A 20,506-nucleotide genomic window follows, 5' to 3' on the forward strand; every position below is an offset into this window, starting at 1 on the left:
AGAGGCGCAGCCGGAGTCAGCCGCATTCCTCATTCACACATTGAATCACCCGATACACCGATTCAATTTGACGCATCTTCTGCTCCGGGACAAAGTAGCGCATGAATCCATCCCTCCAGATTTCCAGCTTCCCGGCCGTCACCATTGCCACAGTGGACCAGTTGCGCGAGCGCATCCGCCGCAAGAGCCAGCTCAAGGGTCGACAGGCCGATCATGTATCGCTGGAACAAGTGCGCGCGCTGATTGGGGCCCGCCCGGCGCAGGGTCATCGCCGCGACCTGCTGATCGAATACCTGCATTTGCTCAACGACGCGTACCGCTGCCTGCACGAACGGCACCTGGTGGCGCTGGCCAGGGAGATGAACCTTTCGATGGCCGAGGTGTACGAGGTGGCGACGTTTTATCACCACTTCGAAGTCGTCAGGGGCGATGCGAACGGCGATGGACAGGCGCCTGGCCTGACAGTGCGCGTGTGCGACGGCTTGAGCTGCGAGATGGCAGGCGCGCAGGCATTGCTGGCGCACCTGCCTGCCTTGTTGGGCGCGCCGGATGTGCGGGTGGTGGCCGCGCCGTGCCTGGGACGCTGCGAGCAGGCACCCGTGGCGGTGGTGCACCAGACGCCAGTGCCGTTCGCCACGCTAGAGGCTGTGGTTCAAGCATCAAAAAAGCCCCTGGCGCAATATTCAAAAGCGCAAGCAGCTATTAATTTCGTAGCGTCTGATTGGGCCGAAAAAAGCGTCCCCGACTATTCTGGCCACACCGACTACGCCACCTATCGCGCTTGCGGCGGCTATGCGCTGGCCGCGTCGCTGGTGAATGGGGAGGAGGAGGCCGAGCGCGTACTGCACGCCATGGAAAACTCCGGCCTGCGCGGCCTGGGCGGCGCGGGTTTTCCGGCCGGGCGCAAGTGGCGCATCGTGCGTGGCCAGAGCGCGCCGCGCCTGCTGGCGGTGAACATCGACGAGGGAGAGCCCGGCACCTTCAAGGACCGCACCTACCTGGAGCGCGACCCGCACCGTTTTCTGGAGGGCATGCTGGTGGCCGCGCAGGTCGTGGGAATCGAGGCCTGCTACATCTATGTGCGCGACGAATACCACGGCTGCCGCGCGCTGTTGCAGGCTGAAATCGCCAAACTGCAGGCCGACCCGCCATTTGCGTTGCCGCACATTGAACTGCGGCGCGGCGCGGGCGCCTACATCTGCGGCGAGGAATCGGCCATGTTGGAGAGTATTGAAGGCAAACGCGGCGAGCCGCGCATGCGCCCGCCCTACATTGCCGAAGTAGGCCTGTTTGGCCAGCCCACGCTGCAGCACAATTTTGAAACGCTGTACTGGGTCCGTGACATCGTCGAGAAGGGCGCTGACTGGTTCGGCAGCTTTGGCCGCAACGGGCGCAAGGGGTTGCGCAGCTTCAGCGTCAGCGGGCGGGTCAAGCAACCCGGCGTCAAGCTGGCGCCGGCCGGCATCACCGCGCAGCAGCTGATCGACGAGTACTGCGGCGGCATGCTTGAGGGCCACACGCTTTACGCCTACCTTCCGGGCGGTGCATCGGGCGGGATTTTTCCGGCCAGCCATGCGCATGTGCCGCTGGACTTCGACACCCTGCAGCCGCATGGCGGGTTCATCGGCTCGGCCGCTGTCATCGTGCTCGGCCAGCACGACAAGGCGCGCAACGCGGCGTTGAACATGATGCGGTTTTTTGCCCACGAGAGCTGCGGCCAGTGCACACCGTGCCGCGTCGGCACGGCCAAGGCCGCGAAGCTGATGCAAGCGTCCCGCTGGGACCACGCCACGCTGGAAGACCTGAACGTGGTGATGACCGATGCGTCGATTTGCGGTTTGGGGCAGGCAGCGCCCAATCCGGTGCGCTGCGTCCAGAAATATTTTGCCCACGAGGTGGCCTGACATGAACGCACGCGCCCAAACCGCCAAAGCTGCCGAAGCCGCGCTGCCCACTGTCGCCTTCACGCTTGACCATCAGACCATTCACGCCTTCCAGGGCGAAACCATCCTCAAGGCCGCCGAGCGCCACGGCGTGAACATTCCGCGCCTGTGCTACCAGGACGGCCTGCGTCCCGACGGCAACTGCCGCGCCTGCGTGGTCGAGATCGCGGGCGAGCGCACGCTGGCGCCAAGCTGCTGCCGCAGCGTGACCGCGGGCATGGCGGTTCAGTCGCAAAGCGAGCGGGCGCTGAAAAGCCAGAAGATGGTGCTGGAATTGCTGCTGTCGGACCTGCCGGACACGGGTTACAAGTGGAACGATGCGAAGTCGGTGAGCCCTCACCCTGGCCCTCTCCCAGGGGAAGAGGGAACAACAGCCGCACCCGCTCCCGCTTTGGTCCCTTTCCCAAGGAAAGAGGGAACAACAGCTGCACCCCTTCCCGTTTTTTTCCCTCGCCCAAGGGGAGACGCAACAACAGCCGTACCCGTTCCCGCTTTACTCCCTCTCGCAATAGAAGAGGGAGCAATAGCTGCAATACGAACAACAACCGTGCCGGTTTCCGCTTTACTCCCTCTCCCTCTGGGAGAGGGCAGGGGTGAGGGCCTCCCCGGCCCCGGCCCCGGCCCCGCCCCCGGCCAGCACGGCGAACTCAGCGACTGGGCCGCGCGCATGGGTGTCACCGTGCGCCCCGAACTCCAGGCCCTGCGCCGGGAACAGCCCGCTGCCGACCTGTCCCACCCCGCCATGGCGGTGAACCTTGGCGCGTGCATCCAGTGCAACCGCTGCGTGCGCGCTTGCCGCGAGGAACAGGTGAACGACGTGATCGGCTTTGCGCTGCGCGGCGCCGACAGCCGCATCGTCTTTGACCTGGACGACCCGATGGGTGATAGCAGCTGCGTGGCCTGCGGCGAATGCGTGCAGGCCTGCCCGACCGGCGCGCTCATGCCCAAGACGCAGGTCGGCTCGCAAATCGTCGACAAAAAGGTCGATTCGGTCTGCCCGTTCTGCGGCGTCGGCTGCCTGCTGACCTACAACGTGAAAGACAACAAAATAGTCAGTGTCGAGGGGCGCGACGGCCCGGCCAACCAGTCGCGGCTGTGCGTCAAGGGCCGCTTCGGCTTTGACTATGCGCACAGCCCGCAGCGCCTGACCGTGCCGCTGATCCGCAAGGCCGGTGTCGCCAAAGATCCTGCAGCGCTGCAGACGCTCAACCGCGACAGCGCCGACTGGTCCGAGGTGTTCCGCGAAGCGACCTGGGAGGAAGCGCTGGCGCTGTCCACCGGTGCGCTCAAACATCTGCGCGACACCAAAGGCAAGAAGTCGCTGGCCGGTTTTGGCTCGGCCAAGGGCAGCAACGAGGAAGCCTATCTGTTCCAGAAACTCGTGCGCACCGGCTTTGGCAGCAACAACGTGGACCACTGCACCCGGCTGTGCCATGCGTCCAGCGTGGCGGCGCTGCTGGAGGGTGTCGGATCGGCGGCGGTCAGCAACCAGGTGCATGACGTGGAAAACGCGGGTTTGATTTTCATCATCGGCTCCAACCCGACGGCCAACCACCCGGTCGCGGCAACATGGATGAAGAACGCCGCCAGGCGGGGCGCAAAAATCGTGCTGGCCGACCCGCGCATCACCGACATTGGCCGGCATGCCTGGCGCACGCTGCAGTTCAAGGCCGACACCGATGTGGCGATGCTCAATGCCCTGATCTACACCGTCATCGACGAGGGGCTGACGGACATGGCTTTCATCGAGGAACGCGCCAGCAACTACGAAGCGCTGCGCGCCAATGTGCAGGGCTACAGCCCGGAAGCGATGGCGCCGATCTGCGGCATTCCGGCCCAAATGCTGCGCGAGGTGGCCCGGGAATTCGCCCGGGCCAAGGGCGCGATGATCCTGTGGGGCATGGGTGTGAGCCAGCATGTCCACGGCACCGACAACGCGCGCTGCCTGATTGCGCTGTGCAGCGTGACCGGCCAGATCGGCAAGCCCGGCTCGGGCCTGCATCCGCTGCGCGGCCAGAACAACGTGCAGGGCGCGAGCGACGCGGGGCTGATCCCGATGATGTTCCCGAACTACCAGCGCGTGAACAACAAGTCGGCGCACGACTGGTTCGAGAACTTCTGGGGCATGAAGCTCGATGACCAGCCCGGCTACACCGTGGTCGAGATCATGCACAAGATCCTCGCGCCGGAGCGTGACCCGCACAAGGTTCGCGGCATGTACATCTCGGGCGAGAACCCCGCCATGAGCGACCCCGACCTGAACCATGCGCGGCACGCGCTGGCCAGCCTGGAACACCTGGTGGTGCAGGACATTTTCATGACCGAAACGGCGTGGCTGGCCGACGTGGTGCTGCCCGCCAGCGCCTGGCCCGAAAAAACCGGCAGCGTCACCAATACCGACCGCATGGTGCAGCTCGGCCGGCAGGCCATTGACCCGCCTGGCGACGCCCGGCCCGACCTGTGGATCGTCCAGCAGATTGCCGCCGGCATGGGGCTGGACTGGGATTACGCAGGCGAGCACCACGGCGTGGCGGCGGTGTACGAGGAGATGCGGCGCGCCATGCACAGCGCGATTGCCGGCATCACCTGGGAGCGCCTGCAGCGCGAATCGAGCGTGACCTACCCGTGCCTGAACGCCAATGATCCTGGCGCACCGATTGTGTTTATCGACCGATTCGACACCGACGACGGCCGCGTGCACCTGGTGCCGGCCGACATCATTCCGGCCAACGAGCGGCCCGATGCCGACTTTCCCTTTGTGCTGATCACCGGCCGCCAGCTGGAGCACTGGCACACCGGCAGCATGACGCGGCGCTCGGAAGTGCTTGACGCCATCGAGCCGATGGCGACGGCTTCGCTGTGCGGCGCCGACCTGCTGGCGCTGGGGCTGGCGCCGGGCGATGTGGCCACCGTGCAGTCGCGCCGGGGCAGCGTCGCCATTCATGTGCGCCGCGACGATGGCACGCCGCCAGGCGCGGTGTTCATCCCTTTTGCCTATTACGAGGCGGCGGCCAACCTGATGACCAATGCGGCACTCGACCCGTTCGGGAAAATCCCGGAGTTCAAGTACTGCGCGGTGGCGGTGCGGCCCGGCGGCGCGGCTGCCGTGGCGGCGGGTTATGGCAGCGGCCGTACCGGCGCGCCGGTGGATCAGATTTCAAGTGCCAAATAGGCCTGTACCGCAGGCAAAACATGCGCCAGCAGCTATGAATTCAGTAGCGTTCAGGCGGCTGGGGCGCAGCAGTTGCCCGCCCAGGTGATGTCGCGCTAGGCACGGTTCCATCGGACGGCGGGCAGGGCGCTGCAAGGCGCGTCCATCTCGATCAGCGCACCATCGAAGCCGCCGGGCGCCGTCCAGCCAGGGCGCACCAGCGAGGTGATGAACAGGCGTGAAAGCCTGGCGCCGCCCAGGCAGGGCATGGTCGGCGCCCTGAGCGGCAAGGTCAGCTTGTGCACCAGCTCACCAGCAGCGTTGAACTGGTTCAGGCAGCCAGCGGAAACGCCGGCTGAAAAATAGTGGCCCGCCCGGTCCATCAGCGCGCCGTCGGGCCGGCCTGCCGCCTCGTCAGACGTGGTGAAAACCGCCGGCGCGCCCATTCGGCCCATTTTTTCATCCCACGGCGCCCGCCAGACGGTGCCGGCATGGCTGTCAGAGAAACAGAGCCACTGGCCGTCGGGCGTCCAGGCAATGCCGTTGGCAATCGTCAATCCTTCAAAAAGACGGCTCACCGAGCCGTTCGCTTCGGCCCGGTACAGCGCGCCGGTCGGCAGCTTGGCGCCGGCCCGGTCGTCCATGGAGCCAAATACAAACCAGCGGCCGCTTGGCGACACCTTGCCTTCATTCAGGCGATTGTGCGGGGGCTCCTCCTGCACCACGGCAATGCTGCGCAGCTCGCCGCTCGCCAGGTCGAGCATCGCAAGATGTGCTTTGAGCGCCAGCACCACCCGGTTCCTACCGGCCAGGCCCAGGGCGCCCACCACTTCCGGCAGCCTCCAGCGCGTCAGCGCGCCACTGGACGGGTCAAGTCCGAGCACGGCGGGCGCACGCACGTCGATCCACAGCAACCGCCGGGTTTCGTCATCCCATACCGGCGATTCACCGACCTGGTTGCGAACGCCCCAGGCATGCATGCCCAGGTAAGGCGCGGGCAGGGCGGTGCGCGTGATGGTTTCCTGCCGAACTTCGACATGAATGCTTTTAGGGGCCATGGGTATTTTCAGCGTGCATTCGTTTGAATAAAAATAACTTTCAAGCACCAAGTTGGTCCATGGCGCTTGTGGGTAATGCGCTGGTAGCTATGAATTAAATAGCAAATCAGCCTTGGTACGCATTCCGGTGCCAGATGTCAGTCCGCACGAAAGCGTGGGTTGTCGAATTCCGCCGCCGCGAACGAGCCGCCCTGGAAATGCTCGGCCACCGGGCTGGCGCTGGTCTGCGCCTGCAGGCTGTCGATGAACGCATCTGCGCTGTGCGCGGGCCGGTAGCCCAGTGCTTCGGCCCGGTCGTTGGACCACCAGGAGCGGCTGTTGTTGGACACGCCGTACACGTATTCGTTTTCATACTCGGCCCGCAGGCCGACCTGCACCAGCGCCGACAGGTCTTCGGGATGAATCCAGTGCGACAGCATGCGGGCGTCCGACGGCTGCGGCGCGCAGTGGCCGATGCGGATGCCAAAACCGCGCAGGCCGTGCTTGGCGGCATACAGGCTGGCGACGGCTTCCATGAACACCTTGGTCACGCCGTAGCGCGAATCGGGGCCGGGCAGCGCACCCTGCGACAGCTTTTCACTGCGCGGGTACATGCCCACCGAATGGTTGGAGCCGGCATAAATGATGCGCTGCACCCCGGCTGTGCGGGCCGCTTCCCACAGCGAGGCAACGCCGGCCACGTTGGCGGCCAGCAGCGTTGGCCAGTCGGCTTCCCGTGGGTAACCGGCGAAATGCACCACGGCAGAGGCGCCGGCCAGGGCGCTTGCCAAGGCGGCCTGGTCGTTCAGGTCGAGCTGTAAGGCGGTTTCATTGGCCTGCCCGGCCGCCAGCGGCGACTGGTCGAGCACCCGCAACTCCCTGCAGCTGGCGGCCAGGGCAGGGCGCAACGACCGGCCCAGCCGGCCCGCCGCGCCTGTCAGCACGATGCAGTCGATCAGCGCCATGTCAGTTCAGCCCGGTTGCCAGTGGGTAGTGCGCAGCCTGCTCGCCGCGCCAGACGGCAAAGGCCGCCTGCTCCGACGCATCGGTCATCGGGTACACGCCAAACAGGCCCGCGCCTTCTTCAATCCGCTTGGCCACCCAGTCTTCATACAGGGTCTGGTCATAGGCTTCCACCGCCACCGCATCGGCAATGTTCGACGCAATGCAGACCACGCCTTCGGCATCGCCCACCATGACATCGCCGGGGTACACCGCGACGCCGCCGCAGGCAATCGGCAACTGCAGGTCCATGGCATGGTGCCTGATGAGGTTGGTCGGTGCCGACGGCCGCTGGTGGTAGGCCGCAAAGTCCATCAAGGCGATTTCCGGGGTGTCCCGAAAGCCGCCGTCGGTGACCACGCCGGCCACGCCGCGCTTCCACAGCCGCGTCAGCAGCAGGCCGCCGCTGGAGGCCGCGCTCGGGTCGCCCCGGCTGTCCATCACCAGCACCTGGCCGGCGGGGCACTCTTCCACCGCCACGCGCTGCGGGTGGCTGCGGTCGTTGAAGGCGTTGATGCCGTCGAGGTCTTCGCGCGCCGGAATGTAGCGCAGGGTGTAGGCCGCGCCGACCATGTTGGCCTTGGCGCCGCCCGCCGGGCGAACCTGCTGGAGAAAGGTGTTGTGAAAGCCGCGCTTGAACAGCACGGTGGTCAGGGTGGCGGTGGACACCCGCATCAGGCGGGCTCGGGTGGTGTCGTTCATGGGGTTGGCGTCTTCCGGGTTAGAAATTGGGGGGCGCGCGGACGGCGTGCCTGGGTGAGTACGGTCTGGTTTTCGGTGCCGGCGTTCCAGCCGCCGGTGGCAATCGCGATGTTTTTCTCGCTCGGGTGGCTGGCGACAAAATCCAGATCGAGCGTGACGCCCAGCCCGGCACCTTGCGGTACCTCGATCAGGCCGTTGCTGGCGGCCAGGGCGGTGTTGATGGTTCGGGCGCGCCCGGCCCAGTCGGGTTCCAGCCGCTCCAGGATCAGGCCGTTGGGAATCGCCGACAACAAGTGGGTGGCGGCGAACTCGGCCACCGGGCCCAAGGAGCCGGAATGCGGTGCGACCATGATGCCGCACGCCTCGGCCATGGCGGCGAGCTTTTTCATCTGCGTCAGCCCGCCGAAGCGGCCGGTATCGGGCTGCACCACATCGAACAGGCCGTTTTCCAGGAAAGGCCGCATCTCGGCCAGCGTGGCCAGGCGCTCTCCGCCCGCCAGCGGCAGCGCCACCTTGTCGCGCATCCGCTTCCAGCCGGCGATGTCGTCGGGCGCGACGGCTTCTTCAAGGAACAACAAATGCAGGGGCTCCAGTTCGCGGCCAATGGCCACCGCATCCCCGGTGGTCAGCCATGGCGGGCCATGCAGGTCCACCATCAGGTCGATGTCGTCGCCCACCGCAGCGCGAATCGCAAAGGCGCGTTCCACGATGTCCTTGGTGCCGCCAACCTTGAGCGCCCGCACGCCATCAGCCACGGCGGCTTGGGCGGTTTCCACACTGGCGGCATGCACGTAATAAGGCACCGAGGCCCGGGTGGTGCCGCCCAGCAGCGCGGACACCGGCACGCCCAGCCCCTGCGCGTTCAGGTCCCACAGCGCCATGTCAATGGCGGCCAGCGCGCCCATGCCGACCACGCCGGTCTGGCCGTGCCCCATCAGGGCGACGCGGATTTTTTGCCCGATGCGCTCGACATCGCGCACGGTTTCGCCGATCAGCAGGCGGCTGAGGTCTTCGACGGCAGCGGCGACGACACGCGGCCAGCCCGAGCCTTCGCCGGTGCCGACCAGGCCAGCATCGGTTTCGAGGGTGACAAAAAACCAGTTGCGGCCGGTCGCCAGGGCGCTCTTGCCAGTGGCCGACCAGCCCGTGTGGCCCGGCGCGCCGGCCTGCATCAGGTGACCTTTGATGGCGGTGATTTTCATGGAGTTCCTTGGATGCGTTGTTGAAGACCTGAATCCGCGTCGGGGCGCAGCCAGCGGCGGGCATTGAAATAGCAGAGGTCCTGGATGAAGGTCTGCAGGAAATCCGGGTTGCGCGGCAACTCGCCCGCCTCTACCCATTCGCCCACCAGGTTGCACAGAATGCGCCGGTAATACTCGTGCCGCGAATACGACAGCAGGCTGCGCGAGTCGGTCGTCATGCCGATGTGCCTGCCGAGCAGGCCCATGTTGCCCAGGGTTTTGAGCTGGCGCACCATGCCGTCGCGGTTGTCGTTGAACCACCAGGCCGGCCCGAGCTGGACCTTGCCCGGAATGCCTTCGCCGGTGAACGAGCCGGTCACCGAGGCGAACATGTCGGCATCCGACGGGTTCAGGGTAAAGAGAATCGTGCGGGGCAGCGCGTCCCGGCTTTCGAGCTGGTTCAGCAGGCCGCAAACCAGCGCCACATCGGACGAGCTGCCAATGCAGGCGTAGCCGCCCGCACCGCCGGTCAGGTCGCGCAGGCGCTGGCTGGTGGTGCGCTGCGCGCCGATGTGCAGCTGCATGACCCAGTGGCGGCGGTGGTACTCGCCGCCCAGGTGCAGCAGCAGGGCGGTCTTGAGTTGCCGCACTTCCAGCGGCGCCAAGACGCTGCCGGCCATCAGCCGGTCGAAAATGCCTGCGACCACGCCATCCTGGGCCGGTTCAAACACCGGCTGGTCCAGCCCGACATCGGCCACGCAGCAGCCCAGCGACTGGAACACCTCCAGCCGCACGCCGATGGCCGCCTTGAAGGCTTCCAGTCCGTCGATACGCAGGCCGCTGGCGGTTTCCAGGGCGCTGCAAAACGCCTTGAAGCCCGGCGCATCCACGGCGACGATGCGGTCGGCCCGCAGCGACGGCAGCATTTTCAGCGCGCCGCCTTTGGCCTGCATCTGCCGGTGCGGGGCCAGCGAGTCCAGCAGGTCGTCGGAGGTGCAGAGCAGCTCGACATTCGCTTGTTTCAGCAGGCCCTGCGCCGACAGCCGCGGCTGCGGCAACTGGCGGTTGCAGTCCGTCCAGATGGCTTCGGCAGTCTTTGGCGACAGCAGCGCGTCAATGCCGAAGTAGCGCTTGAGTTCGAGCGAGGTCCAGTGAAACAGCGGGTTGCCGACGGTGTAAGGCACGGTCTGCGCCCAGGCGTCGAACTTTTCGCGGCCCGGCGCGCTGCCGGTGATGGCGTGCTCGGCAATGCCGTTGATGCGCATGGCGCGCCATTTGTAGGGATCGGTGCTGATCCACAACCCGGCCAGATCGCTGAACACCCGGTCATCGGCCACGCTGTGCGGATCGATATGGCTGTGAAAGTCGATGATCGGCAGCGCGGCCGCATGCTCATGGTAGAGCGAGCGCGCCGTTGGGGAGCAGAGCAGGAAGTCGTCGGACAGATAGTCAGTCACTACAGGTTTCCGTTTGATTTTTCAGCGGCGTCAGCAGTGCCCGCCGCCGCTGCCTTATGCCATGGAGTCCCAGGCTTATTCGGCCTTGATGCCTGCGGTCTTGATCAAGGCCGTCCAGCGCACCAGCTCGTCGCGGTACAGCTTCTGGAATTCAGCCGGGTTGGTGCTTGCCTGCACCTCGGTGCCGGCGCCGACCAGGCGGTCGATGACGTCCTTGTTTTTCAGCGCCGCCTGGATGCTGGCATACAGCTTGTTGACGATTTCCGGCGGCGTCCCGGTGCGCACCGCCACGCCCTGCCAGCTGCGCATGAAGGCGGCTGGCGCAATGCCCTGCTGGCCGGCCGGCTTGATCGACGGATAGCTCGCAATCGGGTCTTTCTGCATGACGCCGATGAACTTGATCTTGCCGGCCTCGACATTGGCGCGGTGCAAGGGCGTGACTGCCGTGTCGAACATGGCATCAGTTTCGCCGCCCAGCAGGCCCTGCAGCGCCGGCGCGCCGCCCCGGTAGGGCACATGGGTGTACTTGATGCCCACGGTGCGGGTGAACAGCTCGGGGCCGAGATGGGACGAGGTGCCCGTGCCGCCGGAGGCAAAGTTAAGGCCTCCGGATGTTTTTTTCGACACGGCAATCAGGTCCTGCAGGCTGTTGATCTCTGACTTGCCAGGCACGAACACCACGATGGGCATGGCCGTCATCTGCGACACCATGGTGATGTCTTTTTCAGGGTTGTATCCGACCGACGCCATCAGCGCCGGATTGGTGGCAAGCGTCAGTCCGGCAAAAAGAATGGTGTAGCCATCAGCCGGCGCCGAGAGCAATGCCTGCGTCGCAATGTGGGCGCTCGCCCCTGGCTTGTTGTCAACCACCACCGGCTGGCCCAGGTCCTTGCCCAGTTCCTGGGCCACCGCACGCGCCACCACGTCGGCCGAACCGCCCGGCGCAAAACCGACGATGAAGCGGATCGGACGGTTGGGGTAGGCGGCCTGCGCCTGCACGGTGAGCGGCGCAGCATTGAGCAGCGTCGCGGCGGCGCAGGCAGCGAGCAGCTGTCGTCGCGCAAGGTTTGAAGGGAAAAGCGCTTTTTTCATGTGATGGGTCTCCAGTTTTTCTAATTCAAAAAATATGCGCGCCGGGGGGGCAGGCGTCCGAGGTTTTGGGCTCAGCCGCGCACCGCCCGGCAAGTTGCGAGCAGGTCAAGGCGGGATGAATCGGTGTGCTCCAGCATGGCCTGCGCCGCCTTTTCTTCGTCGCCTGCGGCAATGGCGCGAACGATTTTCCGGTGCTGCTCCACCACCAGCGCCAGCCGGCCGCTGCCGTAGCCGACCGATCGGCGGTAGGCATCGACCAGCGTGGAGCGGCCCTGCAGCAAATCGACCGCCAGCGGGTTGTCGGCAATCACGTCGATATGCCGGTGCAGGTTGCGATTGGCCTCGACGCAGGCGGCTGAGTCATTGGAATGGGCCGCGGTTTCATAAATGGAAGCCAGTTCCATCATGCGGTTGACCTGATCGGGAATCGCCATGCGGGCCGCGTCGCGTACCAGCATCGACTGGATGGCACCGCGCAGCCGGTACAGGTTATCGATGTAGCGCGCATCAACCAGCGGAATCACCGCGCCGCGGTTCATGCGCATGGCAATGACGCCTTCGCCCTGCAGCTGAAGCAGTGCCTCGCGCACCGGATTGGCGCTGACCTGGTAATGCTCGGCCAATTGCGCCAGCGTCACATGGCTGCCCAAGGGCCAGATGCCGGAAACGATGTCAACGCGAACCTGGTCGCGCAAACGCATGTAGGTGGGGGTATTGATTGCAGGCATAAGGGTACTTTAAACTAAAAAAACAGATTTTATAAAATATTTAATGTTTGTTAACATCAAGTCTTTCGCGGCTTTGGCTCGGCCCAATTGTGTGCCGCTGAAGCAGCGTGACATGCACTGCGTGCGCAGGGCCTGCGCCGAATGTGGCAGTCCTTGGCTGTATCCAATTTTTCCCTTTTTCAACCCACAACCTCTTTTTTTGGAAAACCATTGCCATGAACCTTCATCCTGAAGTCGATGCCGCCGTTGCTTTGGCTTGCGACGCTGCCGGTAGCTGGGCGGCCTCCGACGGTACGCGGCGCGCCGCGCTGCTCGACGGCCTGGCCGAGGCGCTTGAGAACGACCGCGCTGCGCTCGTTGTCCTGGCCGATAGCGAAACCCATCTGGGCATGGCAAGGCTGAACGGAGAACTCGACCGCACCTGTTTTCAGCTGCGCGGCTTTGCGTCACTGGCGCGTGATGGCGGGCTTTACGGCCGCATCGACGATGCAGCCATTGCTGGGCCGCCGCCCGCAGGCCGCCCGCACCTGCTCCGGGTTCGCGTGCCGGTCGGGCCGGTGGCCATGTTTTCCGCGAGTAATTTTCCATTCGCTTTTTCGGTGCTGGGCGGTGACACGGCTTCTGCCCTGGCCGCTGGCTGCCCGGTGGTCGTCAAGGGCCATCCGGCGCATATCGGCTTGTCGCGCCGGGTGCATCAGCTGGCGCAGGAGGTTCTGCGCCGGCTGGAGTTGCCTGCAGGCCTGGTCGGCCATCTGGATATCGACAGCCATGCGGCCGGGCTGGAACTGGTGGGCCATCCCGGCATCCAGGCGGTTGCATTCACCGGTTCCCTGGCGGGCGGCCTGGCGCTGGGCCAGAAGGCGCAGTCGCGCAGCCAGCCGATTGCTTTTTATGGCGAGTTGGGTTCCGTCAACCCGGTGGTCGTGCTGCCCGAAGCCATTGGGAACGGCGCCGATGCGCTTGCCAAGACGCTGGCGGCTTCCATCACCCAAGGCGCGGGGCAGTTTTGCACCAGCCCTGGCCTGGTACTGATGCTTGACACGGCCGAGGCCCGAGCGTTTGTTGAAAAGCTGGCCGCCGAAGTCGATCAGCTCGGCCTGCACCCGATGCTGTCGGAGCGCATTGGACAGGGCTACGCGCAGGGGGTGTCGGCCCTTCGCCAGCATCCCGACGTTCGGGCGCTGACTTCTGCCGCACCGGCTCAAGGGCTGAGCCGTGGCTTTGTAGGGGTAGTCAGCGCTGCATCGTTCATGGCCGACAAGGCCCTGCGGCATGAAGTGTTCGGCGCATCGTGCGTGTGCGTGATGGCCGCTTCATTGGGCGAGTTGTGCGCCGCGCTGCAGGCCGTTGGCGGCTCCCTCACCACCACGCTCCTGGGCGCTGATGGCGGGACGGCGCGGGATCGTCAGATTTTCCGCGTCGCCCAGAACATCTCGGGCCGGGTGCTGTTCAAGGGCATGCCCACCGGGGTGGCCGTCACGCTGGCCCAACACCATGGCGGTCCGTGGCCTGCCTCGACACAGCCGCTGTTCACCTCGGTTGGCTTCACCGCATCCGACCGTTTTTTGCGGCCCGTGGCATTACAGGACGCGCCTGGATGGCTGTTGGAACGCCAGGGCGTGCCGGCGTGAATTGACTGCGCAGGCTTGCGGCAGCTGTCCCGACACTGGCCGGTTTGCAAACGCCCTGGACAGGGGTCGGGGCTCTTCGGTTGCGCATGGGCCAACTTTTTGGCGTTGCATGCTGGATAAAGATCAAAATATATAAAACATTTTATAAAATATATAAAATTAAAAGTTACATTTACTGTTTTCGAAACCTGGAGACAAAAATGAAACTTGCTTTGATCACGCTGGCTGCCCTGATAACTTGCGGCACCTCTATGGCCCAATCGACCGTAACGCTGTACGGCATTGCCGATGCCTACTTCGGCCAGAAGCAGAGCGGCGTCGGCGCCACGAAACTGAAACGAACGGTGGTTGACAGCGACGGCATGGCCAATTCCCGCTGGGGCCTGCGGGGCTCGGAAGACCTGGGTGGCGGCCTGAAGGCCGAGTTCCAGTTTGAAAGCCTGTTCGACATCACCAATGGCGCAACAACGCAGGTCACCACCGTGCCGGCCGCGGTGGCACCGCAACTGTTCAGTAGCCAGGCATGGGTCGGCATTTCAGGCAGATTCGGCAATGTGAAACTGGGCCGCCAGGTGTCGCCTTTCCATTCATTCGTGGGCCTGACCAACAACCTGTACGACGCAACGGCTTTTTCGACCACCGGCACGGTCTGGGGCCTGGGCAGCCTGCCCAACTATGTGGGGCGCTTTGACAACTCGGTCAGCTACGAATCGCCGATTTTCATCGGTTTCAGCGGCAAGGTCGCGATGGGCTTTGGCGAAAACAAGGCACTGGCCACCCCCACGACGCCTGACCTGTCAGCTGCACGCAACACCAGCCTGAACATCAAGTACGCAAAGGGTCCGCTGGTCGCCGGCTACAGTTTCCAGGAGCAAAAGCCGCAGGGCAGTGCACCTGCTTTGAAGTACAGCCTGCTGGGCGGCTCGTATGACTTCGGCGTGGCCAAGGTGGTGGGCGCGGTCAATACTGCCCGGCGCGACAGCGCCAAGGACAATGAATGGCAGCTGGGCGTGAACATTCCGTTTGGCGCTGCGTCAGTTGCCGTGGGCTATGGCATCGCCAAAGGGCATGTCAACGGCGCCGCAGGCAACAAGGGCACCGGCCTGGCCTTGCTGGGCACCTACGATCTTTCCAAGCGTTCGCGCCTGTATGCCGGCTGGCGCACCACCACCGCCAAGAACGCCAGCGGCGCGACCACCAACGAAACCTCGACGATCGGCGCCGGTATGATTCACCGGTTCTGACCTGCTGCCGGCGTGCGCCCAATGGCTGCCAAATGCATTTGGCAAACGACAGTGCGGCCTCAAGCATGGCCCACCTGCGGCTATATGCCTGCCCTCTGTTCGGGCAGGTTAGAGCGCATCATGTTGGCCAGATAACCAATTTTTCAGGATTAAAAATGTCTTTTGCGCAGGGCGGACTGCACAACATGCTATTAATTTTGTAGTATCTGCCAGGGTAGGACCGCGTGCTCAGCCCAGAACTGTCTTTGCCGCTTCAAAGCGGGCTGCGTAATACTTGTTGTCAAGCCTGTCCGTTCTCACGCCGGTGCGCGGATTGCTTGCATGTACGAAGCGCCCGTCGCCCACATAGATGCCGACATGTGAAAAGGAATAGCCCAGGGTGTTGAAAAACACCAGGTCGCCAGCCATCAGGTCGGCCGTATTGACCGGGCGCGCGGCTTTGGCCATCGACGCTGCGCTTCCCCGCAGCGCAATGCCCGCGGCCTGAAGGTAGACGTGCGACACCAGTCCCGAGCAATCGAAACCCGTGGCCGGGCCGCGTCCGCCCGACACGTAAGGCCTGTCCAGCAGCGACAGCGCAAACATTGCAATGTCGCTCCCGGTGCGGGAAGAATCCAGGGTGCGCGGGCTGCGGTCTGGTTGGGTGGCGCAGCCGGCGACAGCCAGCAGCGTCATGCAACCCAGCCAATGGCCCCATCCCCTGCGGGAATACGCCTGATGGTCCATTGAGTCTCCAGCCAAAATGACAGCATGCCAGTGTGTCCGCCAGCGGAATCGCCTGAAACCGTTTGCGGCACGCAGGCGAGTTGAGCTGGCATCCTACCGCAGACGTTCGCCCGGCAAAAGACTTTGATTCCAGTGGGCATCAGGCGCCCCGTACACTTCGGCCATGTCTGATTTCCTGATGCAGTCCCCCGAGACCGATGAGGCCCTTCGCCGCCCGTGCATGGACGTGGCCGTGGTCATGCGACGCGAGCGCATCGACAACGTCTGGCAGCCATGGCGCTGGATGCTGGCCGATGTGGTGCCGCATGAGGTCAGCTTTGGCAAACAACCGCGCCTGCTGCTGAAGGACGAGCGCGAGGAGCGCTGGCTGCATCCCGGCTTCCGGGTGGAGTTGCACCGGGGCGATGCCGAAGGCTACTACCTCAATGTCACCACGCCCCAGCCGTGTTTCTGGGTCGTCTGGCGCATGGAAGAAGAAGCGGCGCTGGCCGAAGAGCCGGTTGCCGTGCCGCAGATCGTCACCTTGAGCTACCACGATGCAGGCCGCTGGCTCGATGCCCAGGAAACTGTGGAACAAGTGCCGGCCCCGCCCGACGTGGTGCAGTGGATGCAGCATTTTGTCGATGAACACCATGTGCTGGAGGCCAAGCGCCGCCAGCGCCCGCAAAGCTTCAAGCCGCTGGTCGACCGCTTTGGCAGCCCGGCCCGCGTGAGCACTGAAAAGAAGTTTGGCGGCGGTGGAGGTGGCCGTGGCTGAAGCGCCCTCTGGATTCCTGGGCCGCTGGTCGCAGCGCAAGACCGACGCGCTGCAGGGCAAGCCGCTGGCCGAGCCTGCCGCACCGGTGAAAGCCGCGCCAGCGATCGCCCCTGTTGCTTTCCCTACAGCGCTTGTAACTGGTACGGACCAGGCCTCCGCGGCTGCGACGCCGCCGGCAGAAGCGTCCGAAAAGCTGCTGTCGCTAGACGATGTGAAGGCACTCACCCAGGATTCCGACTTCCAGCCCTTCATGGCCCGAAATGTCGGTGCCGACGTGCGCAATGCCGCCATGAAAAAACTTTTCACCGACCCGCACTACAACGTGATGGACGGTCTCGACATCTATATCGGCGATTACTCCATCCCCGACCCGATTCCGGACTCCATGCTGCGACAGATGGTTGGCGCCAAGCTATTGAAAATTTTTAACGAAGATGATGAAAATAATGATAACGGCCAAGAAACCGCTGAAGTGCAATTTCCTGTAAATTCGTCGTTACCGGATGAGCTGAATAACCCTACGCCTGAAATCGTGGCACAGTCCGCAAATTCCCCAGATTCCGCAGATATCCACGGTCCGACAACCCCAATCGCTGAACTCCCCAGCCAGCCCGAGCCTTTCGAGGACCACGGCGCCAGCCAACCCGACGACCATGCCCACTCTCATCTGCGACTGCAACCAGACCATGCCCCTTCAGCCCCTGGCGCTGGGCTCGGCACTTGATGAAAACCTGACGCTGCATTCGACGCTGTGCCGGCGCGAAGCAGGCGCCTTCCAGAAGGCTGTCCAGTCCGGTGACGACGTCATCGTCGCCTGCACCCAGGAAACCCGGCTGTTCGCCGAACTCGCGCAGCAGACAGAAGGCGCCACATCCGTCATCAAGTTTGTCAACATCCGGGAAACCGGTGGTTGGAGCAAGGACGCCGGGCAGGCCAGCGCCAAGATTGCCGCCTTGCTGGCGCTTGCCCATCTGCCTGATGCCGAACCGGTGCCGACGGTGACCTACAAGAGCGCCGGCCGCCTGCTCATCATCGGCCCACTCGATGCGGCCGAGCGCGCCGCCGAACTGGTCTCGGATGCGCTCGACGTCACGCTGTTCAGCCTGGGCGCAGGCAGCAAAGGCGGCCTGCAAGAGCGGCGCTATCCAGTGCTGGCCGGGCAGATCGGGCAACTGACCGGCTGGCTGGGCGCCTTCGAGCTGAACTGGACACGCAGCAACCCGATTGACCTGGACCTGTGCACCCGCTGCAACGCCTGCCTGTCGGCCTGCCCGGAAGGCGCCATCGGCTTTGACTACCAGATTGACATGAACCTGTGCCAGTCGCACCGGGCCTGCGTGAAGGTTTGCGGCGTCGCCGGCGCCATCGATTTCAGCCGCGAGCCTGAGGCACTGAGCGAAAAATTCGATCTGGTGCTCGACCTGCGCGCCACACCGGCCTTTACCCAGCATGCACTGCCGCAAGGCTATTTCCGCTGGGATGGCCAGGACAGCCGCACGCTGCTGCAACTGCGTTCGCTGGTGGGCGAATTTGAAAAGCCCAAGTTCTTCAATTACAAGCAAAAGCTGTGCGCCCACAGCCGCAACAACACCGTGGGCTGCAGCGCCTGCATCGACGTGTGTTCGGCCTCGGCCATCAGCAGCGAAAAAAATCGCCAGCAGATCAAGGTGAACCCCAACCTGTGCGTCGGCTGCGGCGCCTGCACCACCGTCTGCCCGACCGGCGCCATTTCCTATGCCTACCCGCGCCCTGCCGAGCAGGGCACAAAAATCAAGACGCTGCTGACCACTTACGCCAAAGCTGGCGGCAAGCACGCCGCGCTGCTGTTGCACAGCCAGGAGGCCGGCACGCGTCTGCTCGGCGATTTGGGCCGCAGGGCCCGGCTCGACCCGGCGATTCGCGGCGTGCCGGCGCGCGTGATGCCGCTGGGGCTGTTTCACACCGCCTCAACCGGCCTGGAGCTGTGGCTTTCCAGCGTGGCATATGGCGCGTCGCAGGTGTGGGTGCTGATGACGGGCGAGGAAGCGCCGCAGTACCGTGAAGCCGTGCGCGCGCAGATGGACGTGGCGCAGGCCATCCTCACAGGACTCGGTTTTTCGGGCGAGCATTTCCGCTTGCTGGAGGCCAAAGATGCGCGCGATCTGGCGGCGCTTGATGTCCAGTTGCAGGCCATGCCCGCGCAGGGCGTTGCCCAGCCTGCCGGTTTTGCCGTGCAGGCCGACAAGCGCGCCACGCTGGAGCTGGCGCTGGACCATTTGATGGCGCAGGCGCCGGCCACGATGGTCACAGCGGTCAAGCTGCTCAAGGTTGAAGTGATTGCGCTGCCGGCCGCATCGCCGCTGGGCGCGCTGGCCATCAACAAAGAAGCCTGCACCCTGTGCCTGAGCTGTGTCAGCGCTTGCCCGGCCAGCGCCCTGCAGGACAACGCCGAACGCCCGCAGCTCCGGTTCATTGAAAAGAACTGCGTGCAGTGCGGCCTGTGCGTCACGACCTGCCCGGAAAATGCGCTAGCGCTGGTGCCCCAGCTCAGGCTCACTGCGCAGCGCAAGGAATCCGTGGTCATCAACGAGATGCAGCCCTATGCCTGCATCCGCTGCAGCAAGCCGTTCGGCACGCTCAAGGCGATTGAGTCCATGCTGGGCAAACTGGCCGGCCATGCCATGTTCCAGGGTGCGGCGGCAAACCGCTTAAAGATGTGCAGCGACTGCCGCGTGATCGACATTTACTCGGCCGACAACGAAGTCAAGATTTCCGACATTCGTTAACTTCAGTTCACACCAGCCAACTCCAGCCCACAGGCAACGATCCATGCAAGCCCAACTCACCGCTGCCTCCCTCGACGAAGAAACCGCGCGTGCCGAGGTCTACGGACTGCTCGCCGCATTGCTCTATGCGGCGCCCACTTCTGACCTGTACGACAGGCTGCGCGTGGCCGTGACTGAAGCCCCGGCCGCCGGCGCGCTGCTTGAAAGCCCCTGGGGCGAACTGATTGCCGTTGCACGTGAACAGTCGCTGGCCGACACCCGCCGTGAATACGACGCCCTGTTCGGCGGCGTGGGCAAGCCCGAGGTCTATCTTTTCGGCTCCCACTACCTCAGCGGCTTCTTGAATGAAAAACCGCTGGCAGCGCTGCGCACCGACCTGGCGGACCTTGGCCTGGCGCGCGACGGCGCCATGTCCGAGACCGAAGACCATGCTGCGTACCTGTGCGAAGTCATGCGTTACCTGATCGCTGGCGACGATGTCGAAGTGGCCAATCTGACGCGCCAGCGGGCGTTTTTTACGCGCCATGTGCAGCCCTGGTTTTCCATGATGTGCGAGGCGGTCATGCTGCATCCTAAGGCGCGTTTCTACCGTACGCTTTGCGGCTTTACGCAAGCCTTCATCAACGTTGAAACGCAGGGTTTTGACATGCTGGACTGAAGCCTTTTACTTGCAGTGCATTGAGTGCCATTTCCACATGATGAATGTTTCCACCAACCGGCGCGTCGTTAAAAAAACGTCAAATTTTTCGTGGTTTTCCCTTAGTTTCAGGGTTGTGTTTACGTGAACCATTGTGGTGCGCCCACGTCTAAAGTAGAGTTATGAAAATAGTCACACACCACCAAAATTTCATGGAGCAAAGCATGCAGGAAAGCCATCCCAAACCCTCACGCAGGGGTTTCTTTTTTGGTGCAGCAGCCACCGGCGCAGCCGCTGCTGCCGTGATGGCGCTGCCGCGAGTGCAGATTGCTGAAGTCGCCGTTGCGGCACCCAAGCCGGCGCCTGAAAAAGGCGGCGGCTACAGCGCCTCGGAGCATGTCGAGCGTTATTACAAGACCGCGCGCGTCTGATTCCACTTTCCGAATATTCGTT

General features: G+C 64.1%; 17 protein-coding genes. 9 read left to right on the plus strand and 8 right to left on the minus strand.

Features of this window, described 5'->3' with window-relative positions; genetic code table 11:
• Window positions 1-101 precede the first annotated feature (101 nt).
• Both IWX85_RS15035 and fdhF read left to right on the plus strand, forming a co-directional pair.
• Window positions 102-1,904, plus strand: coding sequence for an NADH-ubiquinone oxidoreductase-F iron-sulfur binding region domain-containing protein (locus tag IWX85_RS15035; protein WP_196870267.1), 1,803 nt, complete (start codon window positions 102-104; stop codon window positions 1,902-1,904).
• Between the two features lies 1 nt (window position 1,905).
• Complete coding sequence (gene fdhF, locus IWX85_RS15045; protein ID WP_231379807.1) at window positions 1,906-5,115, plus strand: formate dehydrogenase subunit alpha; 3,210 nt, start codon at window positions 1,906-1,908, stop codon at window positions 5,113-5,115.
• Window positions 5,116-5,210: 95 nt separating this feature from the next.
• Here fdhF and IWX85_RS15050 read toward each other — a convergent pair whose 3' ends face one another.
• The 7 genes from IWX85_RS15050 to IWX85_RS15080 form a co-directional block, all read right to left on the minus strand.
• On the minus strand, window positions 5,211-6,152 hold the full coding sequence (locus IWX85_RS15050) for an SMP-30/gluconolactonase/LRE family protein (RefSeq protein ID WP_196870268.1): 942 nt from the start codon (window positions 6,150-6,152) through the stop codon (window positions 5,211-5,213).
• Between the two features lie 137 nt (window positions 6,153-6,289).
• On the minus strand, window positions 6,290-7,096 hold the full coding sequence (locus IWX85_RS15055) for an NAD(P)-dependent oxidoreductase (RefSeq protein ID WP_196870269.1): 807 nt from the start codon (window positions 7,094-7,096) through the stop codon (window positions 6,290-6,292).
• Between the two features lies 1 nt (window position 7,097).
• Entirely contained in the window at window positions 7,098-7,835 is a 738-nt protein-coding gene (locus tag IWX85_RS15060; RefSeq protein ID WP_196870270.1) for a ribonuclease activity regulator RraA, read from the minus strand.
• Window positions 7,832-9,037 carry a mandelate racemase/muconate lactonizing enzyme family protein gene (locus IWX85_RS15065; protein ID WP_196870271.1) on the minus strand — a complete coding sequence of 402 codons (1,206 nt, stop codon included), beginning with the start codon at window positions 9,035-9,037 and terminating at the stop codon, window positions 7,832-7,834. The genes IWX85_RS15060 and IWX85_RS15065 overlap by 4 nt, the downstream gene beginning before the upstream one ends.
• Complete coding sequence (gene uxaC / locus IWX85_RS15070) at window positions 9,034-10,473, minus strand: glucuronate isomerase (protein WP_196870272.1); 1,440 nt, start codon at window positions 10,471-10,473, stop codon at window positions 9,034-9,036. Before uxaC ends, IWX85_RS15065 begins: the two co-directional genes overlap by 4 nt.
• A gap of 75 nt (window positions 10,474-10,548) precedes the next feature.
• Window positions 10,549-11,565 (minus strand): tripartite tricarboxylate transporter substrate binding protein, encoded by a 1,017-nt coding sequence (locus tag IWX85_RS15075; RefSeq protein WP_196870273.1) that lies wholly within the window; start codon window positions 11,563-11,565, stop codon window positions 10,549-10,551.
• Between the two features lie 71 nt (window positions 11,566-11,636).
• On the minus strand, window positions 11,637-12,293 hold the full coding sequence (locus IWX85_RS15080; protein WP_196870274.1) for a GntR family transcriptional regulator: 657 nt from the start codon (window positions 12,291-12,293) through the stop codon (window positions 11,637-11,639).
• Window positions 12,294-12,508: 215 nt separating this feature from the next.
• Here IWX85_RS15080 and IWX85_RS15085 point away from each other — a divergent pair, with 215 nt between their 5' ends.
• Complete coding sequence (locus tag IWX85_RS15085; RefSeq protein WP_196870275.1) at window positions 12,509-13,924, plus strand: aldehyde dehydrogenase (NADP(+)); 1,416 nt, start codon at window positions 12,509-12,511, stop codon at window positions 13,922-13,924.
• Between the two features lie 200 nt (window positions 13,925-14,124).
• Complete coding sequence (locus IWX85_RS15090; protein ID WP_036805524.1) at window positions 14,125-15,168, plus strand: porin; 1,044 nt, start codon at window positions 14,125-14,127, stop codon at window positions 15,166-15,168.
• Window positions 15,169-15,396: 228 nt separating this feature from the next.
• Here IWX85_RS15090 and IWX85_RS15095 read toward each other — a convergent pair whose 3' ends face one another.
• Window positions 15,397-15,894, minus strand: coding sequence for a C40 family peptidase (locus tag IWX85_RS15095; protein WP_196870276.1), 498 nt, complete (start codon window positions 15,892-15,894; stop codon window positions 15,397-15,399).
• A 163-nt stretch (window positions 15,895-16,057) separates the two neighbouring features.
• Between IWX85_RS15095 and IWX85_RS15100 the strand changes: the two genes are divergently transcribed.
• The 5 genes from IWX85_RS15100 (at window position 16,058) to IWX85_RS15120 (ending at window position 20,484) form a co-directional block, all read left to right on the plus strand.
• On the plus strand, window positions 16,058-16,651 hold the full coding sequence (locus IWX85_RS15100; protein WP_231379809.1) for a DUF3305 domain-containing protein: 594 nt from the start codon (window positions 16,058-16,060) through the stop codon (window positions 16,649-16,651).
• The gene (locus tag IWX85_RS15105; protein ID WP_196870277.1) at window positions 16,644-17,375 is read left to right on the plus strand and encodes a DUF3306 domain-containing protein; all 732 of its coding nucleotides are present in this window, start codon (window positions 16,644-16,646) and stop codon (window positions 17,373-17,375) included. Before IWX85_RS15100 ends, IWX85_RS15105 begins: the two co-directional genes overlap by 8 nt.
• The gene (locus IWX85_RS15110; RefSeq protein ID WP_196870278.1) at window positions 17,338-19,416 is read left to right on the plus strand and encodes a 4Fe-4S binding protein; all 2,079 of its coding nucleotides are present in this window, start codon (window positions 17,338-17,340) and stop codon (window positions 19,414-19,416) included. Before IWX85_RS15105 ends, IWX85_RS15110 begins: the two co-directional genes overlap by 38 nt.
• A 43-nt stretch (window positions 19,417-19,459) precedes the next feature.
• On the plus strand, window positions 19,460-20,074 hold the full coding sequence (locus tag IWX85_RS15115; protein WP_036805515.1) for a molecular chaperone: 615 nt from the start codon (window positions 19,460-19,462) through the stop codon (window positions 20,072-20,074).
• Between the two features lie 161 nt (window positions 20,075-20,235).
• The gene (locus IWX85_RS15120; protein WP_370584302.1) at window positions 20,236-20,484 is read left to right on the plus strand and encodes a formate dehydrogenase; all 249 of its coding nucleotides are present in this window, start codon (window positions 20,236-20,238) and stop codon (window positions 20,482-20,484) included.
• Window positions 20,485-20,506: the final 22 nt, after the last annotated feature.

Source organism: Polaromonas sp. CG_9.11 (assembly GCF_015752225.1).
Classification (GTDB): domain Bacteria; phylum Pseudomonadota; class Gammaproteobacteria; order Burkholderiales; family Burkholderiaceae_C; genus Polaromonas.

What these genes read in the sequence shown, in the direction of transcription:
- IWX85_RS15035 (WP_196870267.1), top strand. Translation starts at nt 102, where the DNA reads ATGAATCCATCCCTCCAGATTTCCAGCTTCCCGGCCGTCACCATTGCC.
- fdhF (WP_231379807.1), top strand. Translation starts at nt 1,906, where the DNA reads ATGAACGCACGCGCCCAAACCGCCAAAGCTGCCGAAGCCGCGCTGCCC.
- IWX85_RS15050 (WP_196870268.1), bottom strand. Translation starts at nt 6,152, where the DNA reads ATGGCCCCTAAAAGCATTCATGTCGAAGTTCGGCAGGAAACCATCACG.
- IWX85_RS15055 (WP_196870269.1), bottom strand. Translation starts at nt 7,096, where the DNA reads ATGGCGCTGATCGACTGCATCGTGCTGACAGGCGCGGCGGGCCGGCTG.
- IWX85_RS15060 (WP_196870270.1), bottom strand. Translation starts at nt 7,835, where the DNA reads ATGAACGACACCACCCGAGCCCGCCTGATGCGGGTGTCCACCGCCACC.
- IWX85_RS15065 (WP_196870271.1), bottom strand. Translation starts at nt 9,037, where the DNA reads ATGAAAATCACCGCCATCAAAGGTCACCTGATGCAGGCCGGCGCGCCG.
- IWX85_RS15075 (WP_196870273.1), bottom strand. Translation starts at nt 11,565, where the DNA reads ATGAAAAAAGCGCTTTTCCCTTCAAACCTTGCGCGACGACAGCTGCTC.
- IWX85_RS15080 (WP_196870274.1), bottom strand. Translation starts at nt 12,293, where the DNA reads ATGCCTGCAATCAATACCCCCACCTACATGCGTTTGCGCGACCAGGTT.
- IWX85_RS15085 (WP_196870275.1), top strand. Translation starts at nt 12,509, where the DNA reads ATGAACCTTCATCCTGAAGTCGATGCCGCCGTTGCTTTGGCTTGCGAC.
- IWX85_RS15090 (WP_036805524.1), top strand. Translation starts at nt 14,125, where the DNA reads ATGAAACTTGCTTTGATCACGCTGGCTGCCCTGATAACTTGCGGCACC.
- IWX85_RS15095 (WP_196870276.1), bottom strand. Translation starts at nt 15,894, where the DNA reads ATGGACCATCAGGCGTATTCCCGCAGGGGATGGGGCCATTGGCTGGGT.
- IWX85_RS15100 (WP_231379809.1), top strand. Translation starts at nt 16,058, where the DNA reads ATGTCTGATTTCCTGATGCAGTCCCCCGAGACCGATGAGGCCCTTCGC.
- IWX85_RS15110 (WP_196870278.1), top strand. Translation starts at nt 17,338, where the DNA reads ATGCCCCTTCAGCCCCTGGCGCTGGGCTCGGCACTTGATGAAAACCTG.
- IWX85_RS15115 (WP_036805515.1), top strand. Translation starts at nt 19,460, where the DNA reads ATGCAAGCCCAACTCACCGCTGCCTCCCTCGACGAAGAAACCGCGCGT.
- IWX85_RS15120 (WP_370584302.1), top strand. Translation starts at nt 20,236, where the DNA reads ATGAAAATAGTCACACACCACCAAAATTTCATGGAGCAAAGCATGCAG.